Annotated in this window: 12 protein-coding genes and 6 pseudogenes; 10 read left to right on the top strand and 8 right to left on the bottom strand. The window is 67.0% G+C overall.

Annotated features, from left to right (window positions below):
* Window positions 1–185 precede the first annotated feature (185 nt).
* Both ABZ794_RS18470 and ABZ794_RS18465 read left to right on the top strand, forming a co-directional pair.
* Window positions 186–3917: a hypothetical protein gene (locus tag ABZ794_RS18470; protein ID WP_357516553.1), complete on the top strand. Its 3732-nt coding sequence runs from the start codon at window positions 186–188 to the stop codon at window positions 3915–3917.
* A gap of 10 nt (window positions 3918–3927) precedes the next feature.
* Complete coding sequence (locus tag ABZ794_RS18465) at window positions 3928–4068, top strand: hypothetical protein (RefSeq protein ID WP_357516551.1); 141 nt, start codon at window positions 3928–3930, stop codon at window positions 4066–4068.
* Between the two features lie 146 nt (window positions 4069–4214).
* On the opposite strand, the gene ABZ794_RS18460 is transcribed toward ABZ794_RS18465, so the two are convergent.
* Together ABZ794_RS18460 and ABZ794_RS18455 are read right to left on the bottom strand one after the other, a co-directional pair.
* Window positions 4215–4760: a hypothetical protein gene (locus ABZ794_RS18460; protein WP_357516549.1), complete on the bottom strand. Its 546-nt coding sequence runs from the start codon at window positions 4758–4760 to the stop codon at window positions 4215–4217.
* Window positions 4761–4966: 206 nt separating this feature from the next.
* The gene (locus ABZ794_RS18455) at window positions 4967–5617 is read right to left on the bottom strand and encodes an abortive infection system antitoxin AbiGi family protein (RefSeq protein ID WP_357516547.1); all 651 of its coding nucleotides are present in this window, start codon (window positions 5615–5617) and stop codon (window positions 4967–4969) included.
* A gap of 1048 nt (window positions 5618–6665) precedes the next feature.
* Here ABZ794_RS18455 and ABZ794_RS18450 point away from each other — a divergent pair.
* The 3 genes and pseudogenes from ABZ794_RS18450 to ABZ794_RS18440 all read left to right on the top strand — a co-directional run bounded on the left by ABZ794_RS18450 (window position 6666) and on the right by ABZ794_RS18440 (window position 12354).
* A pseudogene (locus tag ABZ794_RS18450) lies at window positions 6666–7862 on the top strand (IS110 family transposase).
* 56 nt (window positions 7863–7918) lie between these two features.
* Window positions 7919–8460, top strand: a pseudogene (locus tag ABZ794_RS18445) (hypothetical protein); the annotation flags it as partial.
* Between the two features lie 150 nt (window positions 8461–8610).
* Window positions 8611–12354 carry a DUF4365 domain-containing protein gene (locus ABZ794_RS18440; RefSeq protein WP_357516545.1) on the top strand — a complete coding sequence of 1248 codons (3744 nt, stop codon included), beginning with the start codon at window positions 8611–8613 and terminating at the stop codon, window positions 12352–12354.
* Window positions 12355–12563: 209 nt separating this feature from the next.
* Here ABZ794_RS18440 and ABZ794_RS18435 read toward each other — a convergent pair whose 3' ends face one another.
* Window positions 12564–13556, bottom strand: coding sequence for a DUF4238 domain-containing protein (locus ABZ794_RS18435; RefSeq protein WP_357516543.1), 993 nt, complete (start codon window positions 13554–13556; stop codon window positions 12564–12566).
* Window positions 13557–13648: 92 nt separating this feature from the next.
* On the opposite strand from ABZ794_RS18435, the gene ABZ794_RS18430 reads away from it, so the two are divergent.
* The 3 genes and pseudogenes from ABZ794_RS18430 to ABZ794_RS18420 form a co-directional block, all read left to right on the top strand.
* Window positions 13649–13855, top strand: a complete 207-nt coding sequence (locus tag ABZ794_RS18430; RefSeq protein WP_357516541.1) for a DUF2716 domain-containing protein — start codon at window positions 13649–13651, stop codon at window positions 13853–13855.
* 100 nt (window positions 13856–13955) lie between these two features.
* Window positions 13956–14240 (top strand): annotated as a pseudogene (locus tag ABZ794_RS18425) (transposase domain-containing protein); the annotation flags it as partial.
* 166 nt (window positions 14241–14406) lie between these two features.
* Window positions 14407–14597: pseudogene (locus tag ABZ794_RS18420) on the top strand (IS5/IS1182 family transposase); the annotation flags it as partial.
* Window positions 14598–15158: 561 nt separating this feature from the next.
* Here ABZ794_RS18420 and ABZ794_RS18415 read toward each other — a convergent pair.
* The 4 genes and pseudogenes from ABZ794_RS18415 to ABZ794_RS18400 all read right to left on the bottom strand — a co-directional run.
* A complete protein-coding gene (locus ABZ794_RS18415) occupies window positions 15159–15878 on the bottom strand; it encodes a hypothetical protein (protein WP_357516539.1) in 720 nt (239 codons plus the stop codon).
* Between the two features lie 38 nt (window positions 15879–15916).
* Window positions 15917–17737, bottom strand: a pseudogene (locus tag ABZ794_RS18410) (IS481 family transposase).
* 120 nt (window positions 17738–17857) lie between these two features.
* Entirely contained in the window at window positions 17858–18304 is a 447-nt protein-coding gene (locus ABZ794_RS18405) for a hypothetical protein (RefSeq protein WP_357516537.1), read from the bottom strand.
* Window positions 18267–18666, bottom strand: a pseudogene (locus ABZ794_RS18400) (IS110 family transposase); the annotation flags it as partial. The gene ABZ794_RS18405 and the pseudogene ABZ794_RS18400, both read right to left, overlap by 38 nt.
* A gap of 1086 nt (window positions 18667–19752) precedes the next feature.
* Here ABZ794_RS18400 and ABZ794_RS18395 point away from each other — a divergent pair.
* Window positions 19753–19977 carry a hypothetical protein gene (locus ABZ794_RS18395; protein WP_357516535.1) on the top strand — a complete coding sequence of 75 codons (225 nt, stop codon included), beginning with the start codon at window positions 19753–19755 and terminating at the stop codon, window positions 19975–19977.
* A 57-nt stretch (window positions 19978–20034) separates the two neighbouring features.
* On the opposite strand, the gene ABZ794_RS18390 is transcribed toward ABZ794_RS18395, so the two are convergent.
* Window positions 20035–20775, bottom strand: a complete 741-nt coding sequence (locus ABZ794_RS18390) for a hypothetical protein (RefSeq protein ID WP_357516533.1) — start codon at window positions 20773–20775, stop codon at window positions 20035–20037.
* A 434-nt stretch (window positions 20776–21209) separates the two neighbouring features.
* On the opposite strand from ABZ794_RS18390, the gene ABZ794_RS18385 reads away from it, so the two are divergent.
* Window positions 21210–22028 (top strand): hypothetical protein, encoded by an 819-nt coding sequence (locus ABZ794_RS18385; protein ID WP_357516531.1) that lies wholly within the window; start codon window positions 21210–21212, stop codon window positions 22026–22028.
* Window positions 22029–22277 lie beyond the last annotated feature (249 nt).

Below are 22277 nucleotides of genomic sequence, written 5' to 3'. Positions count from 1 at the left end.
CATCAGCTGACGGCCGCGCCGCAGACACGTCCGCGACGACGTCTTTCCCGGGCGATATGCCAGCAGCAGCGTCAAAAGCGCGCGCCTGGAGGACACCCTGGTCGTCACGGCCGCCCGCCAGCCGCGACGTCAGGCCACCACGCCAACCCACCGGGCACGGTGGAACTAGCTGGCCCGCGAGGGGCGTGATCACGCAGGATTGCGCCGTGCACGTCACTCGCTACCAGCCCACCGGCGCCCGTAACGACACTGGGACTCAGCCACGATGGGCCCTGATCGATCGGGCGCTTGCGTCCTTCGCGGGCAAGTCCATCCTCGTACTGATCGCCGCGGCACTCGACTCCCCGTCATGTCGCCCCTGGGAGTACCACCTGACGTTGCTGTGGGGACGAGCACTGCGGCGGCCGCCGTCCGGCGGTATCGATGCCCAGCCCGCGGACCTGGTCCGCTTGGTCGAGAGTGCGTTGCGCGCTGCCCCGTTCCGCGTGCCCGAGACGCCCTGGACGCCCAACGATCCTCGCCGCTTGGTTGGTTTTACTCTTGGAAGCCGCCGCTGGCGAGTTCACCCCGGCGATTTTGACCATCCCGTGGTGCTGCTTCGCCAGCTAGAACAGACCGCCCGAGCGGTGGACGAGACCGTAACGGCTCGCATGGGATTTTCCCTCAGTGACGTCCTTGAGGTCTGCCTCGCGCATGGCGACCACATCATCGAGGAACTCGCGCCAGCCTGGCAGGCAGGCCCTGAGGCTAGCGCTGCTGCGCCTCGTGTCGGTGACGCTGACGTGTCGGCAGTCCTGCGGCTGGTCGACGCCGAGCCGTTTGGATGGATTGACCAGTGCAGTAAGCCTGCGGCCGCCCGGCGGGCGCTGACCTGGCTGACCCGCGACAGGCAGCATCTGCGTATGCGCCACATTGCCGACGAGGCAACGCTCGGGCCAGTCCTGCAAGTGTCCGCTGAGCATCGGCACGTCGGGGTGCCGGCCTGTTTGGCGCTGAGCGCAGCGGTCGCCGCCACCCGGTATCTCGCGGAGATGGTCGGCGACGCCGGCGACGCCGCAGTGCAGTTGCACGCGCGCACGTGGTCGCACACCGTAGACCTGCTCTCGCGGCGACTGGTGAGCCGCGGTGGCCAGGCGCCCGAACCAGCACCCGTCCGACCGGTCATTGAGGGCCCGCGGTTCCGCATCGCGGTGGTAAGCGGCGTGAGTGGTGCTGGGTTGCAAGGAGGGATCGCCTGGGGCGAGAAACTGCTGTCGGTCGGCACTGCCACGACGCACAACATCGCCCAAGGCCCTCGTGGCCGCTCCGTAACCGGAGAAAGGCCGGTTGCGAAGGTTATCGTCTACGGAGGGCCGCCGAACCTCGTGGCGCAGATGGTCGGCGAAGCCGTCGTCCTCCACGTTGAGGAACTCGCCGAGATGCTCGCCGAGTGCGGTGGCGACCTCACCACCGTGGTCTGCTTCCTCGAAGACCTCGTGTTCCATCCCGGCTATACCGATGTCGCGTTCGTCGACATCTTCGACGTCTGGCGAGCGTGGAAGGAGCATGGCTCGATCGGACCGGTGACGGTGGGGGCACCGCGGCAGGGTTTGGCCGTTGCGCCGGCGATAACGGACGAGACGTGGGAGAGGGCGGCGTCGTGGGAGGGCGTCCACGCCGTGCTCGACGGGGCCGGCATCAGCGCTCAGCACATAGACTGGCCCTTCGCGCGCGATGACCACGGTGATGGCGCCGACCTGTTCTACAAGCCGGACAGCCCAGCGATGTTGGTCAACGTCAACCCACCTGTCGTTCTCGAAGTCGACCTCAATGACGCGGCCAGGCTGCACACTCATCCCGACACGGTCGTGGGATTCGCCGACAGCCTGCGCCTACACCTACGCAAGCCGGCCATCAGTAAACACGTGCGCGACGGGACGGGGCGAACACTGCGGCTGGTCCTGGTCTGGCTCCCGGACACGTCATTCGAGCACACCGACGGCGCTCTCGCGTTCGTGCGGGTCGACCCGAGCTTGAGGCAGATAGCTCTGGTTATGGCAGCAGAGCTTTTCATCATGCTCGCCGACAACCCGGCATCTGCGTATGCGCTCATTGGCGAAGGGCTGGAACGCGGGCTCACCGCGCTGGCCACCGGCGACGAAGCAAGCGGGTTTGCACCGTCAGCATTCCGAATGGCGTGGCGGGCGGCGGGGCCCTTCATGACCGTGCACCGACAGGTGGAGGCACTTCCACTGGTAGCGCGCAACGACGGCCTCCCGCGATCGGCGGCGGTACACGCCCGCGCCACTCGGAGAGCCGTCACCGCCATCCTGAGCCGCCGAACCCCCGACGGCGTCTTTCTCGGCCCGGACGCACTGCGGATGTGCGAAGAATTCATCCTGCCGGCCGTTCAGGAATCGCTGCACGACCTAACGTGCCAGTTCGATCGCACGGTGACGATGGCCGTCGCCGCCCGGGTCAACGACGCCCACGCCACCGCCTACCGTAGCGCCCAGCAACTTGCCGTAGCCCTCACCGGGCCCTGGGCGCACAACTGGCACGAGATCGCCCTCACCGACGATCAGAACCAACAGACCCACGCCTTGGAGACCTTCCTCGAGTCCCTTCTTGCCGAACCACCCGCAGGCAGCGCCGTCGCCGACGAGCTCGACGTCGCCGAGATCACCGCGCTGGCGCACCGGCTGGCGGTCACCGCAGCTGTGGTCCGCGGCTACACCGATCGGCTGCACGGCCTGCGCCTCACCATCAACCGCGGCATGTTCGCGATCGAACCGGATCGGTCCGACCATGACGATGTCGAGCGCGTCGAAATCGACCTCGCCGCCTACTCCGACCACCGCCGCGCGGCCCGTCTCATCCCGGCCGCCAGTCGTCCGGCTGGCGCCGTCGACGGCCATCAGGACGACGACTCCAGCCTCCTCAGAAACTCACCGCCGGGACATCGGTACCAGGTCCCCTTCACCCCTATACACGGACGGCTGCCGGTCAAACTGCAACGGGTCGATGATCGATTCCGCGATCACTGGGGCACTGGTCTCGACGGGATACGTGCCGTCCTCGGCGTGGCCGTCGACTGGGCCACCGACGCTACCGGCGTACAAGCGGTAAGCCGTGCCGAGCTCGTCGATGCCGTCGGGCAATGGTCCGAGCTCGGCGTGGCGCAGATTGAGGCAGCCGTCGACCGGCTCACCCTGTCCGGTGACCACCTGCAGGAGGCGGGCGCGCTGCGATTCCTCGACATCGAGCGGCGCGCGCACCGCCTCGCCTTGCGCCCGCTCGTCGACGTCGATGGGCAGTTGTGGATCTTGCCGTGGCGGTTGCTCGACACGCAGCGTCTGTTCGACGCTTACCTGCACCGGTCACGGCTGCCGTTCGCCCACCGGGACCTTCCGCCCGGCGTCGCCGACATGATGAGCGCCTATCGGCAGGAGTTGAACGCCCAGCTCGAGGAGCTCGTTCACGGCGTAGTCGCCGGGACGGGGTTGCCATGCCGCACGCATGTCGAGGTGGCCGAGCTCAAGGGTGCTGGCATCCCGGAACCGCTCGGGGAGGTGGACTTGGTGGTCGCCGATCCGGCCACAGGCAGACTGTGGGTTGGCGAGGTCAAGGATCCCATCGCGGCGTTCAGCACGGAAACTCTCCGGGCCCACGTTCGTAAGTTCTACCGCGGTCCGAAGCCGTATGTGCCGCGGCTGCTCGCCAAGGCCGCGCAGATCCGTGAGGCCGCGCGCGGCGTCGCCGTGCTCGTCGGCGGTCCCGACCGGGAAAGGTGGCGCGTGGTGCCGATCCTGGTGACCCGTGATGTGGAACCTGCCGCGTTCGTCGCCGAACCGCAGGTGCCTTTCGCGCTTCCGCACCAACTGCTGGACATCTTGAAAGCCGGCGTCGACCCGGCACCAGGGCCCGTTCCACTCTGACCAGTTCAGGGTGGAGATCAGCGACCGGACGAGCCTTGACCTCACCAGCTACAGCCCGACGGACGTCGAGCTGCTGCGCGTCGTCGCCGAGATGCGCGAGCAGGCCACCGAGCGCTGGGAACGCCTGACTGAGCAGCCACTGCCGGAATGACTACCGGCGACGCCGGTGCCCGCTTTGGCGAAGTGGCCCGAGGATGAGGATTGGGCCGCTCGGATCAACCGGTCGAACTGACTCGTGGACAGCCAGCCAGTCCTTGAGAGCGGGTGTGCCTGTGCCCTTCTGACGCCGAGGCGGCGTTACTGGTGCTCGCGGACCTTCTCGATTGACCAGCCGATGAACTGCGCGATCTCCTCAGGGGATGTGCTGTTCTGGCTGATCCATTCGTCGAGCGCCTTCGCAAGCGAAGGCGGTACCCCCGGGGTGCTTACCTCTGGCAGCGGCAGGTCGTCGGTGACGCTGTCGACGTGAACCCACCGGCCGTCGGGGCACAGCCGCTTGGTAGCGGCTGTGTAGCCCTCCCACCCGTCGTCGCCTTTGGCGATTACCTCGTCAGTGCGCCAGTCGAGAATGTTCCACCCGTTGACGCCGACCTGCCCGCCGTCGACGATGCGATACCCCTTCTGCTCGAGCTCTTCCAGGCGCTCGTAGCGGGCATCGTCAATGGCCAGTTGCGCCCGCAGCAGGCGCTTGACGTGCTCGACGGCGGCATCGCCGCTGCTGCGTACCCCGCCGTCGCCCAGCGGTGATTCAGCCGCTGTGGCTGCGGCGCGGGTGTAGTTCTGCCCGGTCCGCGCCATCTCGGTGCGGATGGCGCGGGTGCGTGCGCGGTTGCGCTTGCCCATGATGTTGTCCTTCTGCGAAGGCCCACGCCCCTCGCGAGGAAGGGTTTGCTGTGGAGTTCACGCTGCGTCGGTGACGGCTTGTCCTCGATCACCACCTGCGGCGTGGGCGCCAGCGGCTTGGAGACGGGCGGGCGTGACCGCCGCCCGTAGCCTACGGGGTACCGCACAGGCCACGAAGCATGACACCCGAACGCCGCGCACGGGTGTCAGCCAGCGTCAGGGAACGGACCGATGTGTTCGTCGCTGATCTGCGCCATCGCCGCGATCATCCGCTCAAGGCCCCACCGGGGATCAAGGATCGGCCGCCCACCCCACCTCTCGTTGATTGCGGTGAGATCCTTTCGAAGGTGCTCATGGTCGTGGGCGGGTGCCAGGACCGCGACGGTCCTGCGGGGGTACAGAGGGAAGTGGCCGATGCGGCGCCACTCCCGCTCCCACCAGAACTCTTTGCGGCTGTATTTGGTCGGGCCCATCTGCTCGAAGAACGGGGTGAGCTTGAAGATGGGCTCCTCGCTCAACTTGTCGCGGTCGACCTTCCGACCGGTGGTGGCACGGCGTAGGGCGTCGTTGACCATGGCGTTCACCGCGGTGATCGGCCAGTCGCGGCCGGGCGTGATGTCGGAGTACCAAACGGGGTTGCAGCCGGCCTTGCGAGCAGTGGTCTTGGTGACGGCCAGGCCGTAGGGCTGGAAGTGCACGTCGCGCTTGTCGATGTCCTCCAGCATCATCCAGGTGTGCTCGAGCGGGGTCTCGGTGAAGCACACGACCTTCTGCGTCGCCGCGTACGTCAGGTTCGGCTCGTGCATCGACGCTGGCCCGAACGGCGAGCGGGCCTCGATGTACCCATCCCCGATCATCGTCAGCAGGTTCTCCCGGGCACCCGGCCCATCATCACCGGGAGTGTCACGGGTCAGGTGGATCAAGAAGGTCGACAAGTCGGTACGTCGCTGCAGAAGGTCCTCGATACTGGCCACAGGTCCACTTTGCTATACCTCTGCCGTAGCCTGGTGGGCTGCCCCACCGCCTGTCAGGTCTTGACTGCTCAGGGCATAGCAACGCCCGTTGCCATCCTCTCCCCGGTGGTGGCCGCGCTGCCCAAGGGTGCTGGGAAGGAACGACCCGGTGGGGGCGGCTTTTACGGGCTCTGGCCCACATTCTGTGTTGATCTTCGTGGCGGCCCACGGGGTGGTCAGGACGCGTTTGCGTCGGAGGTCGAGGTTCGCGCGGCTATACAGCTGTCGCTTGATCGTCCTGATGTGGTTGACATGGCCCTCGACCGGAGCTCCAGGGCTGGGCGAGGCCTGCGGCGAAGCCGCGGATTTCGGGGGTATGCGGCGTGGCGGGCGCGGTCCACCCAGGCGTCGAGGTGCTGCCTGGTGCCTTGGCGGACCAGTGCGTCGCCGGCCTGGGTGAGCACCAGCAGGCCGCGGGGTCGCTCGGTGCCGTCCCCGATAATCTGCGAGGCGAACGCCGGCTGTCCCTTCATCCGGGTGGGGCGTCGCGGCCGCGATGACCTACATCGCGGACGACGTTGTGCTCGACGCCCCTCCCGGGGGGATCACCGGCATCCAGGGCTACCGGGAGTTTCTTGAGCCCCTTGCCGCGACTTTTATCCGAGCGAGGTGATCTCACCGCGGGCTATGGGCGTCACCCCTGTTGGCCCCCCTTTTACCCGTTACCTTTTTGATCGTCCCCAGCCGGGGACCCTCGGTCGCCCGGCCCGGTATGACTTCCTGCCCCTGTCGTTCGGATGATCCGGGGGGTGTTGTCGCCGGGTCGGGTGGCGTCGGCGGGCCGCTGATAGGGACACGGCCACCCCCTGGGTAGGTCTCCTCGTAACGTGGCTGCCGGCAGTCCGACGCCTGGACCAGCGGCCGAGGCGGCGACGCGGGTGAGGAGGCGTGGGTGCACGGCGACTACGGCGTGTTCCTCGGGTTGGACGTTGGCAAGGAAGGTCACCACGCGGTCGGACTGGCTCCGGACGGCAAGCGGCTGCACGACGGGCCACTGCCGAACGCTGAGGCCAGGCTGCGGCAGCTGTTCGACAAACTCGGCCGCCACGGTCGGCTTCTGGTGGGGTCGACCAACCGGCCTCGATCGGCGCCCTGCCGGTCGCGGTGGCTCGGGCGTGCGGGCATCAGGTGGCCTACCTGCCCGGCCTGGCCATGCGACGCATCGCGGACCTGCACCCCGGCAACGCGAAGACCGACGCCCGTGACGCCTACGTCATCGCTGACGCGGACCGCACCCTGCCGCACACGCTGCGCGGTCGACGTCGGCGACGAGGCTTTGGCCGAGCTGGAGGTCCTGGTCGGGTTCGACGACGACCTCGCTGGCGAGGCCACCCGCATTTCGAACCGGATCCGTGGGTTGCTCACCCAGATCCACCCCGCCCTGGAACGAGTTCTCGGCCCGAAAGTGCACCACAAGGCCGTGCTGGAGCTGCTGTCACGATGCGGCGGCCCCGCCGGACTCCGCAAAGCCGGCCGCCGCAAACTGCTGTCGATCGCCGCCGTCCACGAACCCCGCATGGGCGACCGCCTCGTCGAGCAGATCATGACCGCCCTCGACGAGCAAACCGTCACGGTCCCGGGCACTCAGGCTGCGGAGACGATCCTGCCTCGCCTCGCCGACAGCCTCCGCGACGTCCTGCGACAACGCGACCAGGTCGCCGTTGAGGTCGAGAGGATGCTTGATGCGCACCCTCTTGCCCCGGTCCTGACCTCGATGCCCGGCATCGGCGTCAGGACCGCCGCCCGGATCCTGCTCGAAGTCGGCGACGGCACCGCCTTCGCCACCCCCGGCCACCTCGCCGCCTACGCCGGCCTCGCCCCGGTCACCCGACGATCCGGCAGCAGCATCCGCGGCGAACACCCACCCCGAGGCGGCAACAAGAACCTCAAACGCGCGTTCTTCCTCGCCGCGTTCGCCTCCCTCACCGACCCCACCAGCCGCGCCTACTACGACCGCAAACGCGCCGAAGGCAAACGCCACAACGCCGCCCTCATCTGCCTCGCCCGACGCCGCTGCGACGTCCTATACGCCATGCTCCGCGACAAGATCCCCTACCAGCCACGGCCCACCAGCCCTGTCCCCGCTTGACGAAACCCATAGGGACACCCCCCGAAAACCCCCGCACGTGAACGACAACCAGGGCGGGCCGCCAGGCTGCCGAGACGATCAGCTGGCGGGAAGGCTCGAAAGGGCACGATGACCTCCCAGTTCATCTTCCTGCGGGTACGCCCGGCCGGGCATCGCGTCGCCCGTGACGCCGACGGTCTCCTGCCCGAGCGGTGGCTGATCGCCCAGTGGCCGCACGACCAGGCCGAGCCGGGTCAAGTACTGGCCGTTCAGCCTGCCCGCCGCCACCAGCCGCACCAACGTGGTGCGCTACGGCAAGATTCGTTGGCGGATCGAACACGACTACCGCGGACTCAAGACAGGCCTCGGCCTGGACCACTTCGAAGGCCGCTCCTGGATCGGCTGGCACCGCCACGTCACCCTCGTCACCGCCGCGCACCTGTTCCTCACCGAACTACGCCTGGACCCAAAGCGGCTGCGCCGGCCTGACCCTCTACGCGGTCATCCGCGAGCTGCAGCGACTCCTCGAGACCTGGACCGGCGCCTGCATCACCTGCCACCAACCCGTGAAATCCCTACACCGCAACAAACGCCACCGAACCTAACAAAGCACTACTAGCCGGGCCTACCAACGCGACCGTTGGCTGGCCGGCAAGCGTCACAGCGGGTAATCGCGGGGGCGCTCGTGGCGCGCTGCTGACGGCCGGCGTCCTTCAGAGGTCGGCAGCGCTAGATATAATCGTCCGTCGGACAAGTGGCTGGGGTTTGGATGAGTGAGTTCACGAATCGCCGTGGTGTAAATCTCGTCGAGTCGACATCCCTCCAGCTTGGTTGGTTCTTTCGGCCCCAGGAGACGAGCGACCAGGGTATTGACGCCCACGTCGAGAAGGCCATCGGCGACGTGGGCACAGGACGTCTGCTCGCCATCCAGATTAAGAGCGGCCGTAGCTACTTCAAGGAACCAACCGACGACGGATGGGTCTTTCGCTTCGACGCCAAGAAGGCGAAGCTATGGCTAGGTCACGCTCTGCCGGTTCTCGTCGTCCTCGTTGACGTCGAAGGCGAAGTCGCATACTGGCAGCATATTTCGACCCGTACCGTTGTCTCCACGGGTAAGGGCTTCAAGGTCGTGGTTCCCCGAGAACAGACGATGGGGGAAGCGGATCATGAGTGGACGCATATTGCCAGCGGGCTCGAATCTCGGGCCGCCGATCGCTACGACTTCGCCATCACCGTGCTTCCGCCGTCCGTTCGTCGGAAGCTTGATCGACCGCCTGCCGAACGCCTCGATGCAGCGATCCTCGCGCTCCACCTCGCAGAAGGGCGAAGCAACCCACGTGGAACCATAGAGTCGCTCCTAGCGACCTCGCCTGGATGGATCGAACGCGGCGCATCCTGGGCTTGGCAGGCGGTCGCCTCCTACGCAGCGGAGCATGACCAGCTTGACCTAAGCACCGTTGCCTTCCAGCGGGCCGCGGCTGCGGCGCCGGACAGCCGCGGCCCCCTGCTCGCGGCGGCCGCGCTGAACCTCATGGAAATCGATCGATCCCGTGCGGCTGAACTCCTCGCCCAAGCCGTTGCAGCGGGCGGCGCACCCATCCTCATCGCCGTCGCTGAAACCCTGCTACGTCATCCGGAGGGCGACGCAGGGCCTCGTGACATGACCCCGCTGCTCCTTAGTGACAGCGAAGCAGTGCGGACGTGCGCTGTCGCACAAAGCCTGCTAAGCGACCAGGCGATGCGCGCTGATGACATCGATGCGTCGTGCAACCATGCCCATCTTGCCCTTCAGGCGGATCCGCAGGCCAGCCATACGATGGTCGCCCTCGGAGAGGCTTTGATCAAGCGGTCGATTACCTCGAAGCGCCATGTTGACGATCTATCTACCGCTATTGACGTCCTCGAGCGTGCTCTGGACCAGCGGAACGCGTGGGCGGGTCCTACCCTTCCTGCCCTTCGCCCGCTGATCCGAGCATATGGACTTAGCGGCGAGTACGACTCGATGTTGGAGCGCTGCGCGCCGGCGCCGGTGGGAACGGCATCCCAAGACGAGGCGGCTGATCCGCACATTCGTCGCAACGCCCTCTACGCGGCCCACTTCGCCGGCCGACGGGACATGCTCCACCAGCTGGCGGCGGCTCTCGGCGATTCAGCGCAAGACCGCATCGCGAAGTTCAGAACCGGCGTCTTGCAGCTGGAGTACGAGGATCAGGCAGCCCTGTGGGCGGAGGATCTATGCCGAGCCGTCGCCGAGGCGGACTACGAGGCACTGGTGATCGCGGTAATCGCGCTAGCATCCCTCGGCCACGACGAACGTGCGCGGCTCGTGCCGCTCGTCGAAAAATCTATCGCTCCAGCCAGCTACCTGGACCTCGCCGAAGCCTTGATAACAGCTAGGAGCGACCTTGACGCCGCGCTGCCGACACTGCGAAGCCTAGCGCGACGCGACCCGGTTGCCGCCGAGTACCTCATCGGCAACCTCACGGCCGCCGGCCGCCACGCCGACGCGGCGCGCGAGTGCCTGGCCCTGTACGAACAGAACGGCAATCCCGACTTCCTGATTGTCCGTGCGCAAATCCTGTTGAAGGGGAAACACCCTGATGCGGAGGCGGCAGCACTGGACGCTGTTAACGTGGCCTCTGGATTCCCAACCGAGCGGGCCAGCCTGCTGACCTACCTCGCCGCACGAGCAGGAGACCGGAACGACTGGGATACCGCGGAAAAGCGGCTCACAGAGGTCCTTCGGCTAACGGCCACACCGGCGGCTGAGGAGGTTTGGCGCGTCGTCATCGCCCAAGTGAACCAGGGCAGACTGCGACGCGCAGCCAACACGATCGCACAGTATCGACCGATGGTGAACACCCGAGACGAGGCAAAGCTCTGGCTCGAAGCCAACTCGGTGATCCCCTGGGACGAGGCCAAAGCCTCAGAAGCCTTGTCGTTGGCCCGCCGCTTCAATGATCCAAAGCTGTCCACAGCCCTGCTCGGGCGCATCATCTCAGTAACTCGGGGCGTTCCGGAGAACTCTGAAGCAGAGGCCGGCGCTAGTGATGAGCCTGACGTCGACTCCGATCTCGAGGAACGACGACGCCTTGCTCAAGGCGCCGTCCCCGCCGTGCTACATCGACAGGCGTTCGCCGCACTGGACGACCTCATTAGCCAATTCGGTGACGCCACCGGGGTTACCGTCCTGCGAGGCGACCCAGATCAGCTCATCGCCGAGATGACCAACCAACTGCAAAAGGCCGCGGCAGCCGCCGCCCAATTTGAGGACTTGATTACAGCCGCGCAAGAAGCAAGGGTTCCGCGTGGTTTCCTGGCGACCATCCGCGGGCAAAGCTACGCGAGCATGCTCGTGCAGCGAACCATGGGCGCGCTGGTTTCCGGCACCGCAGACGACGATGAGCACGAGCTCGACGTTCAGGCGGCTGCGGAAGCCATTGGGCGACCGGTGGTCGTTGAGGCTGCGACGCTCTTGGTACTTACCGGCTTGCCTTCGCGGCGTCGCTTGGAGGGCCAATTCCCCACGCTTCTGCTTCCCGCTGATGCCATGCGTGACATCCACCGAGCAAGCTTCGACATTCGCACCCTGGCGGGCAGCCCCGGCACCGCAGGCTGGGATCAGGAGCGGGGCTCATTGATCCTATGGGAGCTGAGCGGGGACGAGTTCACGAGACAACTTCGCCGCGCTCAAGCCGTGGAAGACCTAGCACAAGACCTAAGCATCCGTACCAGCAACGAGCTCAGCCTTTTCCCCGGCATCGGAGAAGATCCAAAGCATGCCTCCTGGCTCCAATCGATCCAGCTAGCCCACGACCAAGGTGTCGCCCTTTGGAGCGATGACCTTGGGCTGCGCCGACTCGCCCGGGGAACGGGCGTCACATGCTTCGGCACACCAGCATTGATCGACGCCCTTCGAGATCGCGCCCTCGAGAGCGCGTCTACCAAGTTAGCCCAGGACACTGTCCTAGACCGAACGGCAGCGGACAACCGCGAACTGGCCCTGGACCTGGTCGTGGACGTTCCTCTACACCTAGACGATCTCCTTTGGATCGCGGAGCAGGACGGGTGGCTACCACACACCGGAGGCCTCGTCCTTTCAAGAGCTTCCTGGTGGGCGTGGCAGGCGACGCCGATCCAGGATCTGCTCACGCTCTACGAGCAGATCGCAGCCAACAACCCGGATTCACTGCCGGCCTGGCAATACGCGGCCATGTTGGGTGCTGGCCGAGCCTTTCAGCCAACTGACAATGCCGTCAAGATCTTGGCCGCACTCGTCTTGTTGGGATTCGGAAATGGACCCGCTGCGGACACCGCAGCCGATGGGGCGCGCAGGGCACGCCGCGTCGCGGAGGAACTGGGTCTACCCGACCCCGTCGCCCAGCTCCCAGCGGCAGCAAGCACCCTGGCTCGGTATGAGCAGATGCCTGGGGATCCAGAGCAGATCGTCGGTGCGATTATCGCTCACCTCCAAGAGACTTCTGAACAACATGGCCGCTCTCCCGACGCCTGAGGGGAGCATGGGCTCGGAGTCGCGTCGTAGGCGGCGCGATCTTGACATGGGCCGGTGAGCAGTGGGCTGCAATTGCGGCGCGCGGCGCCGGGGCGCGACGGCGTGAGTGCTGTCCTACGGGGACGGCCGGCAGGGCGCCGAGTACGAATCAAAGACGGATGCGGAGATCGCCGACGTGCGCAAGGGCGGCGGCGGGATAATTCGGCTCGTCAGGAAGTAGGGAAGTCAACGCCCGCAGGAATAGGAGGCATGCCGTCCGGATAAACGAAGCCCTTAACCTGCTCATAGCCTCCCATGAGCCTGCCGCGCGGCTGTGGCAGATCGATGCCGGCAAGTGGATCATCGTCAGGGTGGTGGAATAGGGCCTTGTGGGCCTGGCCGACGACCAACCAGTTGTAGACGTTGGCCACTGCTGCAGTGCCGGCTAGTTGCTCGTCGGCTGCCTTCGGCGCTTCCATCCAAAGTGCAGCGCGGCGGTCAAGCGGCACGAGGATGGCACCGGCTGTCCGCAGCCCCACGCCGGACCACTGTGGTCGATCAGGATCGGCCACCAGGACAACCGGATGATCACTCGTTGCGAGGGCCTTCCGCTGCCAGCGGATCAGGGTCCAGCCTCGCTCATAAAACGTGTACGCAGCAGTGGGCATCAAATCCAGCATCGTCTTGATTTGAGAATTCGGATGGGGCGCGACTGCGTAGGAGTCGAAGTCACTGACCTTCGTCCAGAGCTCCTCGACCTCTGCCTCGGTAGGCTCCCGGTTGAGGTTCTTGTGCAGCATGCTGCGGAGCTGGGGTTTGCCGCCAGCGCCCATCTGCAGCTTGAACAGCATGTCGGCGAGTTCCGCACCGGATTGCCGCTGAACGGTGGTGCGGAGGATCTGGAAGGCCGCCCAACAAGCGATGGCGAGCCTCGCGTCGTCTGGGATTGGCCACACCTGGCGGTCGACGACCGTGCGGAACGCATCTGCGGCCTCGGTCTCGACGTCGCCGAGCAGCTGCTCCACCCGGTCGCTGCGGCTGCCGTCCTCCTCCTCAACGAGGTAGAAGTCTTTGGCCACCGTAGCGTCCGTGACAGAAACAGAGTGGCGGACGTCGCCGGGAAGCACGATGCGCCTGAGTAGCCCTCGCTGGTCAGCGAATCGTTGAAGGTAGAACCGCGGCACGATGTGATGCCGGCGCCGCAACTTGTCCTTGCCTGCCACGCCTTCAAGGCTACGGCAGCTGGCCAGCGAATTCGGAGCGGCCGAGGTGGGGGGCCTGCTGTGCGACATGCACCGCAGCGGCGGGCTACGCCGTGGGCTGTACCGCCGATGCTGGCTGCGGGCCGGTCGGCGACTACTACATACACCTCGCTGAGGACTTCCGGTTCGGCACCTTCGGTCATCCGTGGGAGCTGTCGCTGTGCGTGTTCGGCGACGATATGCTGGATCTGGTCGAATCCGATCTACATGACGTCCTCGGCAAGGTTATGAGACGCGACGGCCGGCAGATAGCCGCATGAGCGAGGAGCCGTCTGAGGCCAATGCCGTTCAGATAAGCCATCCGTCGAGGTCAGTGTGATGAGCTGACCGTGGGGGTGGTGGCGGGTATGGTGGCCGGCCCTGATCTCGTCGGGGTTGGGGGCCGCGCCGCGGCCGCAGGGCCGGTTGACCGACCATGTTGGACTGGGTGTGTTGGCTGCCCGGTACGACCGGGACCTGCTGGAAGAGGTCCTCAACAGCACCGGGCGGCGGGAGAAACGCAGTCGGCGGCTGCCAGCTCACGTGATGATCCGCTATGTGATCGCGATGAGGTTGTTCTTCGCCGAGTCCTACGACGAGGTGATGCGCCGGCTGGTCGGGAACCTGCGCACGCTCGGGTCATGGACTGATGACTGGCAGGTTCCCGGCGTCGGCGATCACCCAGGCCCGCCAGAGCTGCACATAGCGGCATTCTTGGTTGTGGTCATGACGTCCGAGCAGTCGCGCGGTGGTGTGTCGGCGTTCCAGATCGGACGAGGCTGCCGGTAGGACAGCAGTCGACCAAGACGCACCGCCCAGCACGGGAGCTTCGTTGCTGACTTATCGTGCCAGCATCCCCCTTTCCACGCGCAGTCTGACCCGCATGACCACGCTGATCCCGACCGCCGACGTGCGCTCGACAGCCGATGGCGGAGGCTACCCGCGCAGCAGCAGGCGCGAATGGCCTTGGCTCACCTGCGCAACGGCGACACCCTCACCCGCCTCGCCGCCGGCTTCAAGGTGTCCGTGGCTCCGTGGCGGTCCACCGACACGAACCCCTTGCCCGGGGTAGGCGAGTCGCGATGGGCAGGCGCACGCTGTTTCCTGGTGACGGCACGCCCGCGATGGTGGGGGAGCGGGGCGCGGTGGGACGCAGCGTTGTCATGTCGGCCGGCCCCCGTTTACCCCCCGAAAACCCCCGTCCGCCGTTGACAATCAGTGACAAGAAGCGACCGGTGTCTGATCGTTTCTGTGCAGCTCAGGGCCTATTATCGACAACCAATGACAAGCTCAATCTGGTTACGGATGGTAACAAGGGGTCGTCGGTTCGAATCCGGCCGTCCCGACCGGTTGACCTGGAAGGATGAAGATCTTTCCAGGTGTCGGCGGTAACATCCGGTAACGGATGATCTTTGTTGGCGGTAACGGCGTGGATGGTTGGCCGTTGACGTGCCCGCTGCACTGTCGGGTCTCAGGACCTGCGTGACAGATCAGTTTCGGGACATGGGTGACACGTCCGGCTAGACGATCTTCGTGGTCAGGGTAGTCGGTCGGTTGCCCACGCTGATGTTCTTGCCCCGACCGCTAGGCAGGCGGTGTGGGCATGGGCTGGGGTGGCGCCGGCGGTAGTTTGAGCCGCTGGCGGGTTGCGTGGATGACTTCGATGATGTGCTGCTGCAGAGCAGGCGGGTCGTCGGCGAGGTCGGCTAGTTGTCTTGCGTGCTGGGCGAGATCATGTGCCCAGTCCGGGTCTAGGTTGCCGACGGTGATGCGGTGGAATGCTTGGCGTGCGTTGTCGGGGTCGCCTGCCAGAGCTGCTGCGCTCCCGGTGTGGTAGGCGTGCCACCAGGGCGACTCGCCGTGCCCGGTCGTGCGGGAGGCCAGTTGGTGAGCGGTGGCTGTGGCGTCGGGAAACTGGCTGCGCAGTTGCTCGACCCGTTGTGCGGCAATACCGGCGAGCATGTCGATGTCGCGGGTGAACTGTTCGGGGTTGACGAAGTCGAGAAGACTTGTCCATCCGGCTTCGCCGATCGGCGGATGTGCGACAAAGGCGGCGTCGTTGCGCCAGTAGATGCGGCTGCCCTCGTCGAATGACCAGTGGTCTTGTTCGTGCCACAGCCACATCGCGCCGACGTTGAGGTAGGTGCCGTGTGAGCGGGAAGGCTGGAACTCGACGACGATCAGCCACCAGCCTCGGTCATCGAACCAGACGCGTGAGCCGCCTCGCCGATGCAGCCCAAGCGGCTGCAGATGCTGCCGTGCCGCAGCTGCGACCAGTCGAGTCGTTGCGGCTCTGTCTGGCATCCGAGGAGTATGGCATCGGCCGCCCAAGCGGTAGAGGGTCATTGTCCGCCTCGTCTGCCGATCGCCGTCTGCCGTGGAGGTTCCGGCTTGCGGACCTTGAACCGGGCGATGGCCTTGGTGGTGGTGCGGGCGATCTCGGTGAGGAGCTGGTTGCCGTCGTGGACGCGGAAAGTGGTGTCGGCGACTTCGACGGTGAGGGTTGCTCCGGCGTGGGCGACGCCGACGTGGATGCGTTGCCCAGCGATGACGAGGGCTCCTCGGCAGCTGACGCGGCGTTCCACCCGCACAGGCTCAGACGCCGGGGTGGGTGGTGGTCCGGCGGGGCGGGCGTCGCGGATGCCGGCGATCTCGGCCGGTGTCAGGGGATTGGGCAGGCTGCGGAGCAACAGGCCGTTGGCGGTGATTTGCATGAGGCCGCGGTCGAGTCGGACGGTGACGCGCCTGCCTGCGAAGTGGTAGCCGACGGGGTGTTGCCGGCCGGCGAGGCTGATCAGGCCGGTGGCGTTGACGAGCCGTTCGGCCTCGACCGGGGCGCCGGACCGGGCGGGTCCGGTCGAGATCGGTGGTGGTCCGGCGGGTTGGCCGTCGTCGGCGAGGATCTGGCGCAGGTGGGCGGGGGTGAGTCGGGACGGGACGGTCTTGAGTCGGACGCCGTCGATGAGCAGGTGAACGACGGTGGTGTCGGCCCACAGGGTCACCTGGAGCCCGGCCCGGGTGGAGCTGAGCCAGAACTGTTGCCCACAGACGGTCAGGTTGCCCGAGGCGGGAACGATGCGCGTGACCTCCATGGCCAGGCCGACATCGTCGCCGGTTGCTAATGGTGCGGCTGCGACAGTAGCCGAGCCAGCAGCTGACGGAGACGCTGGCGGTGGCGCAGACAGCGGCTTTCGTTGTGCGGGGATCGTGCTGGTCAGCGTCGGTGGAAGCCGCAGCGGCAGCTGCTCGTCCGCAGAAGAGGCGATGAACCGATCGGCTGGGAACGCCATGCTCAGGGACTGATGTGGCCGTTGGGTGTTGTATTAGTGCCGGCACGCGTCGATGGCGGCCTGGGCCTCCTCCAGGCTGGCCAAGACCTCGACCTCGTCGAGGAGTTCGCGTTGCAGGGTCTGGTGGAACCGTTCGACCTTGCCGGTGGTGGTCGGAGTGCGGGGTTTGGTGTTGCGGGCCACGATGCCCGTTCTCGCGGCAGATGCGTTCGCACATCACCTCCGCCGGGCGGGGCTGGTTGAACCGGCCGGTGAACTGCTTGCCGTTGTCCGTCAGGACCTCCTCCGGCACTCCGAACCGCTGCAAAGCTTCGGTGAAGGCCAAACACACGGCCCGGCCGGTGGCCCGGCGGACCACGGCGGCGATGACGCAAAACCGGGAGTGGTCGTCGACGCCGGTGACGACCTTCACCTCACCACCGTCGGCCAGCCGGATGCCGCCGACGATGTCCAGCTGCCACAGTTCCATCGGCCGGCCACGTTCCCACCGCTTGTAGTCTCCCGATGACGACGGCGAGGTGTCGGCTTGATCAGCCCGTGCCTGATCAGCACCCGATGCACCGTCACCCGAGACGGAATCGGGCCAGGGCAGTCCCGGCGGCCCAGCTCGAAGACCAGACGACGGGCACCCGAGCGAGGATGATTCCGGCGCAGCTCACAAATCAGCGCCTCCACCTCCGGCGGAATCTGTCCTGGCGAGGAATGCGGACGGCTGGACCGATCGGCTAGCCCCTCCAGAACCCTCGTCGGCATACCAGGCCAGCCAGCGATGCACGGACTGGCGGGAAACTCCGAACGTTCGGCGACGTCCGTGACCGTCGACCCCGCAAGCACGTCCTGGACCGCTCGATACCGCTGTTCCATCACGCTCATCTCCACCAACACTCGCGGAGTGTCACGCAGGTCCTGATACCGATATGTCACGCAGGTCCCGATACCGGACACCGGCTGCCGGCGACGGTGGACGCTCCTATTTCCGTCAAGTGGGTGGGTTCACGCGTATGCAAGTAGGTGTGCGGTGGGGGTGTAGTCGATCTTCCAGTCGGTGTAGACGCCCAAGGTGCCGTCGACGAGGCAGCGTAGGCCGAGGCTGACCCAGCGAACCTCGTTGTCGGTGTTCATGGCGTAGCCGACGCCAACGGTGAATGTCTCGCCTCCGCAGGGACAACCGCACTCCTCCAGCACGGCGTCTTCGAGGTGGTCGGCGCTGTCGGCGCTGTCGGCGATGGGCGTCTCGGCCCGGCAGCTTTGGCAGATGATCTGGGCGCAGCCTTCCTCGTCGTCGACCGTGACATGAAACGCCGTTCTTTGGCAGTGCCGGCAGCTGATGTCTTTGACGTGCTGGACCGGATAGCCGCCCGCTTGGTGTTTCCGGATGTAGGTGGCGAGGTCATCGAAGTCGTCACCGCACCACAGGCCGGCGGTCTTCCTGATGGCCACGGTCGGCTCCTAGCGCGTTGAGCAGGGTGAAGGTTTCGCGAGCAATGTAGCGCTTGAGACACCGCATGATCGGTCTTGGTCTTGCCCTCGGCGGTGCGGCGGGCGACGTAGTCCCTGGTGGGTTGGTGGCAGCGCATGCGCACGAGGGTGATGCGCCAGAGGGCGCTGTTGGCGTCGCGGTCACCGCCGCGGTGCGGGCGGTGGCGGTCGGTGCGTCCGGAGCTGGCGGGGATGGGGGCGGCTCCGCAGAGTCGGGCGAAGGCGGCTTCGGAGTGCAGCCGGTGGGGGTTGTCGCCGGCGGTGACGAGGAGTTGTCCGGCGGTGTCGACGCCGACGCCGGGCAGGGCGATCAGGTCCGGGGCTGCGCGCGCCCCGCCAGCAGACACCGCGCGCTACCACATGCTTACGCTCACCCTGCTTTGGCGTGACAACGACTGGCGTATGCAAGCCCATTCCGGTGGATCGTGGATCTCGCTCAACGGCGTGACCAACGACCTCACCGGCGTGGTCGAATGGGGAGCCCGGTAGTGGCTTGCAACCCCATCAATCCGCTGTGCATCCCCGGTCAGTTCGGTAGCACCGTCGGCCATGGCTCGATCGGGAGGCGGCCACGACCTATCACGGGCCATCCCGTGATCGTGCCGCCGCCTCGAGAAGCTGATCGAGCGTGCTCGCCCGATCCTGGGTGAGGACAAGGTTCGGCTGCTGCGGTTCCATGCCGGCCTGCCCCATCAGGAAGCGCCATGACCGGCGACGACACGCCTCGCCCGCTCAGCGACATCGAAAGAGACGTCATCGCGCGGCTGCCGTTCCTTGGGCGCGACGAGTTGCGTGCGCAATTGCGGTTCGCCACAGTCGAGGGTCGGTGCGGGTGCGGCTGCGTGACCGTCAACCTCGCCGTGGACCGCGTCGCAGCGCCGGCCACGGTGTTGTCCGGTGCGCCAGTGTCGGCCGACATCGACGACGACGGATTCTACGCCGGCATCGGGCTTCTCCTCGATGGCGAGGGCTATCTGTGCTGTCTGGAGGTCTACTCCAATGGTGACGAACCCGTTCGGCGTCTCCCACCTGCCGAGCGGATCAAAGCCCGTCCGCAGGGATGGGCATGGACCTTAGTCGGACGGGAGGCTCGTTGGCCGAGTGCGGTGAAGCGGGATTCTCCGAGTCTGGTCTGCTGCCGAAGCCGGTCGAGGCTATGGTCCGACGGCGGTCACCTGCTCAGTCGCGTCAGGTCCGGTAGGGCCCGAGAGCCATCGTCACCGTCTGCGCAGGAAGGCGTAGACGATCCTGTTGGAGGCGAATTCCGAGACGTTGACGAGGTCCCAGCCGAACTGGCCGAGCCCTCTTCACGCACTGCGTCGTAGCCGAGGTGCAGACGGCAGTGAGTCCCGAAACCTGGCGTCGTTTCGCTCGACGAGCGGCTGACGGACCGGGAGGTCGGTCCGGACTTGGACGGCTTCGCGTGGGCAGTGCTCTGGCAGCCGCTCTACCTGGGTGCGAAGGTGGTGGCGGACTCCGAGCGTGCGCGGTCGTGGGCGGACAAGATCGGCATTCGCTGTCACGAGGTCCGGTTCGACATGAACGCTCACGCCATCACTGTTGTCTTCAGCGAGGTTGAGGTGACGGAGGTGGGGGACGGTTACGCGCCCTTCACCGTGACCACCGACGACTGACGCGCTGTGGTCACGGCGAGGGGGTTTCGCGTGGGGTAGCGCCACCTTCGGGCTGCCTCACGTCGTGGTCAGCCATGACTGCTCCTGTCTGGTGAAGACCAGGAGGTCGACGTCGGCGCTCGCTTCGTTGTCGCCGGTCTGCCGGTACCGGCGTGCCGCCTCGGCTTCGGCCCGCGTCGCGTAGTAGAGGAACTCGTCGTGGTCGCCGGGTCCGGTGACCGCGACGATGTGGAGGGTGGGGGTGAGGCCGGCGGCGCGGGCGGCGGGCAGGAGTTCGCTCAGGTGTTCGGCGTGCGTGGTGCCGGGCTGGCCGGGTGCGGCGGAGCTGACGGCGGCGATGGCGCGGGTGTCGGTGGTCATGTGGAGTCGGCAGGCGGCGAACAGGTCGGTGATGCTGGCCGGTGTCCGAGCGTGGTGCCGTGGTGGCCATCGCAGGGCGACGAGGCTGATCGGGTCGGTGGGCGCGTCGAGGTCGGCGACCGCGGTGGGGTTGGTGATGGACAGGTAGGTGCGGGACGTGGTGGAGCTGGCGTGCTCCAGGTGCGGGTCGCTGTCGAGGTCGACGATCGTGTCGCCACGGTGGGTGTACACGAGGATGAGTCGCTGTGCCAGGCGCGATGCAAGCCGGTTGCGCGGGAGGGCGGCGGGTGTGGTGTCGTCGCGGTCGTCGAGGCGCCAGACGGTGATCGGGACATCACCACCGACGAGGATCGCCTCGTCGGTGTGCTGTCGTGCCTCGCCGTGCACCGGGTTCGGGTGGGTCGCGCCGTTCGGGGCGGCGTCAGGGGAAGCAGTCATGGGCGGGTGGCTCCCGCGCTGACTGGTCGTGTTCGCGTCTACGAATGGCCCCGTCAGGCCGGCTCAGAGCATCCGGTGACGGGGTCGGTGACCCAACGGCACCCAACAGCGTCCGGACCTGGTGGGCTGACGCCGGGGATGCTCCGGATCAGCCCCATGGGCGCCTCCCGAGGCCCGGAGGGGTCGTCCGCGGCTCGCGGATCTTTCCTGGCAACAGCGGACAACAGGACGGTGAGCTGGGCCGGTGGGCTGCCGCACCCTACCAACGCCGGCCTCGCCCTGTTGGTGGGTGTTGGGTGGAGATGCCCTGTGAGCAGGCGCAACAGGCTCCCGCCCCCGCCCGGGTGTTGCGTGGACTGTTCGGTACCTGTGCGCGGATAGGGGTCTCGCGCCGCCGTCACGGTGCGGCGCCCGAGCGCTTCGCGAGGGATGCCATGTCTACTCGGTCCTGGCCGTCGTCGCCGCTGTCCGCGGCCGGCCGTGCGTTCACCCTGCTGGTCCAGCCGCCCACCCCCCTCGGGTTCGATACGCGCGGGTTCGATGGCCTGCCGGACGGGATCCTGGCGCTGGAACGGCTGCGCGCGGTGCTGCTGGAGCCGCGAACGAGTGCCGAGGTCCGCGACGCGGTGTGGCGTGAGCTGGTCATCCGCGCCCGCCGCGACGGCCCGGCCTGGGTCGTGGCCGCGGTCGGTATTGCCCTGCCGGGCCTGCGGCACCTCGCCGGGCTCCTCGCGTCGGGGTGGCGGGGGGACACCCGTGACCTGGACGCGGAGCTGTTGGTCGGGTTCATCGAACGACTCACGACCATCGACCTGCACCCGCCGCGGGTGCTCGGTCGGCTCCTTGACGCTGGTCTGCGCGCCGCCCGTAGGGCCCGCGACGCGGACTCCGATGCGCAGCTCATCCGCACCGGTGTGACCGGGCCGATCGCGCCGGTCCAGCCGTGGGATCATCCGGATCTGGTGTTGGCCAGGGCCGTCGCGGCGGGGGTCATCGATGCTGACGAGGCGAACCTGATCGCCGTGACCCGCCTGGAGGACGCCACGCTCGCGCAGGCCGCGGCGCGCCTCGGTATCACCGCCAGCCTGGCCTCGTCGTGGCGGTTGAAGGCCGAACGCCGGCTTCTGGAGGCGGTTCGTGCGGGTGACCTGGCGTTCGTGTCGTTGCGGCCGCGCCGGCGCCGCAGCGCTGTCGTGACGCACCCCCGGGCCGCCGCGACTCACCCCCGGGTCGCTGCATCCACGACCGCATGACCGCCGCCCACCAGCGCGTCTCTCCCGCGGACCCGGCGACTCACCGTCAGGTCGCTACGACCCGGCAGCGTGCGGCCTCCGTCCCGCACCGAGTCGCTGCCGTGGGTGCGACCCAACAGCACCAGGCTGTTGGGTCGCTGTTGGGTCGCCGCGACGCGCCGGACGTCGTGTTGGCCACCCAACAGCGGGCCTTGGTGGGTAAGACATCGGACCGGGAGGCGGCCGGTGTCGGCGCCCCGGGGATCGGGG

This window comes from Micromonospora sp. NPDC047187, from assembly GCF_040643355.1.
GTDB lineage: Bacteria > Actinomycetota > Actinomycetes > Mycobacteriales > Micromonosporaceae > Micromonospora > Micromonospora salmantinae.
Note: the sequence above shows the minus strand (reverse complement) of the source record. Positions and strands in the feature narration are given on the sequence as shown.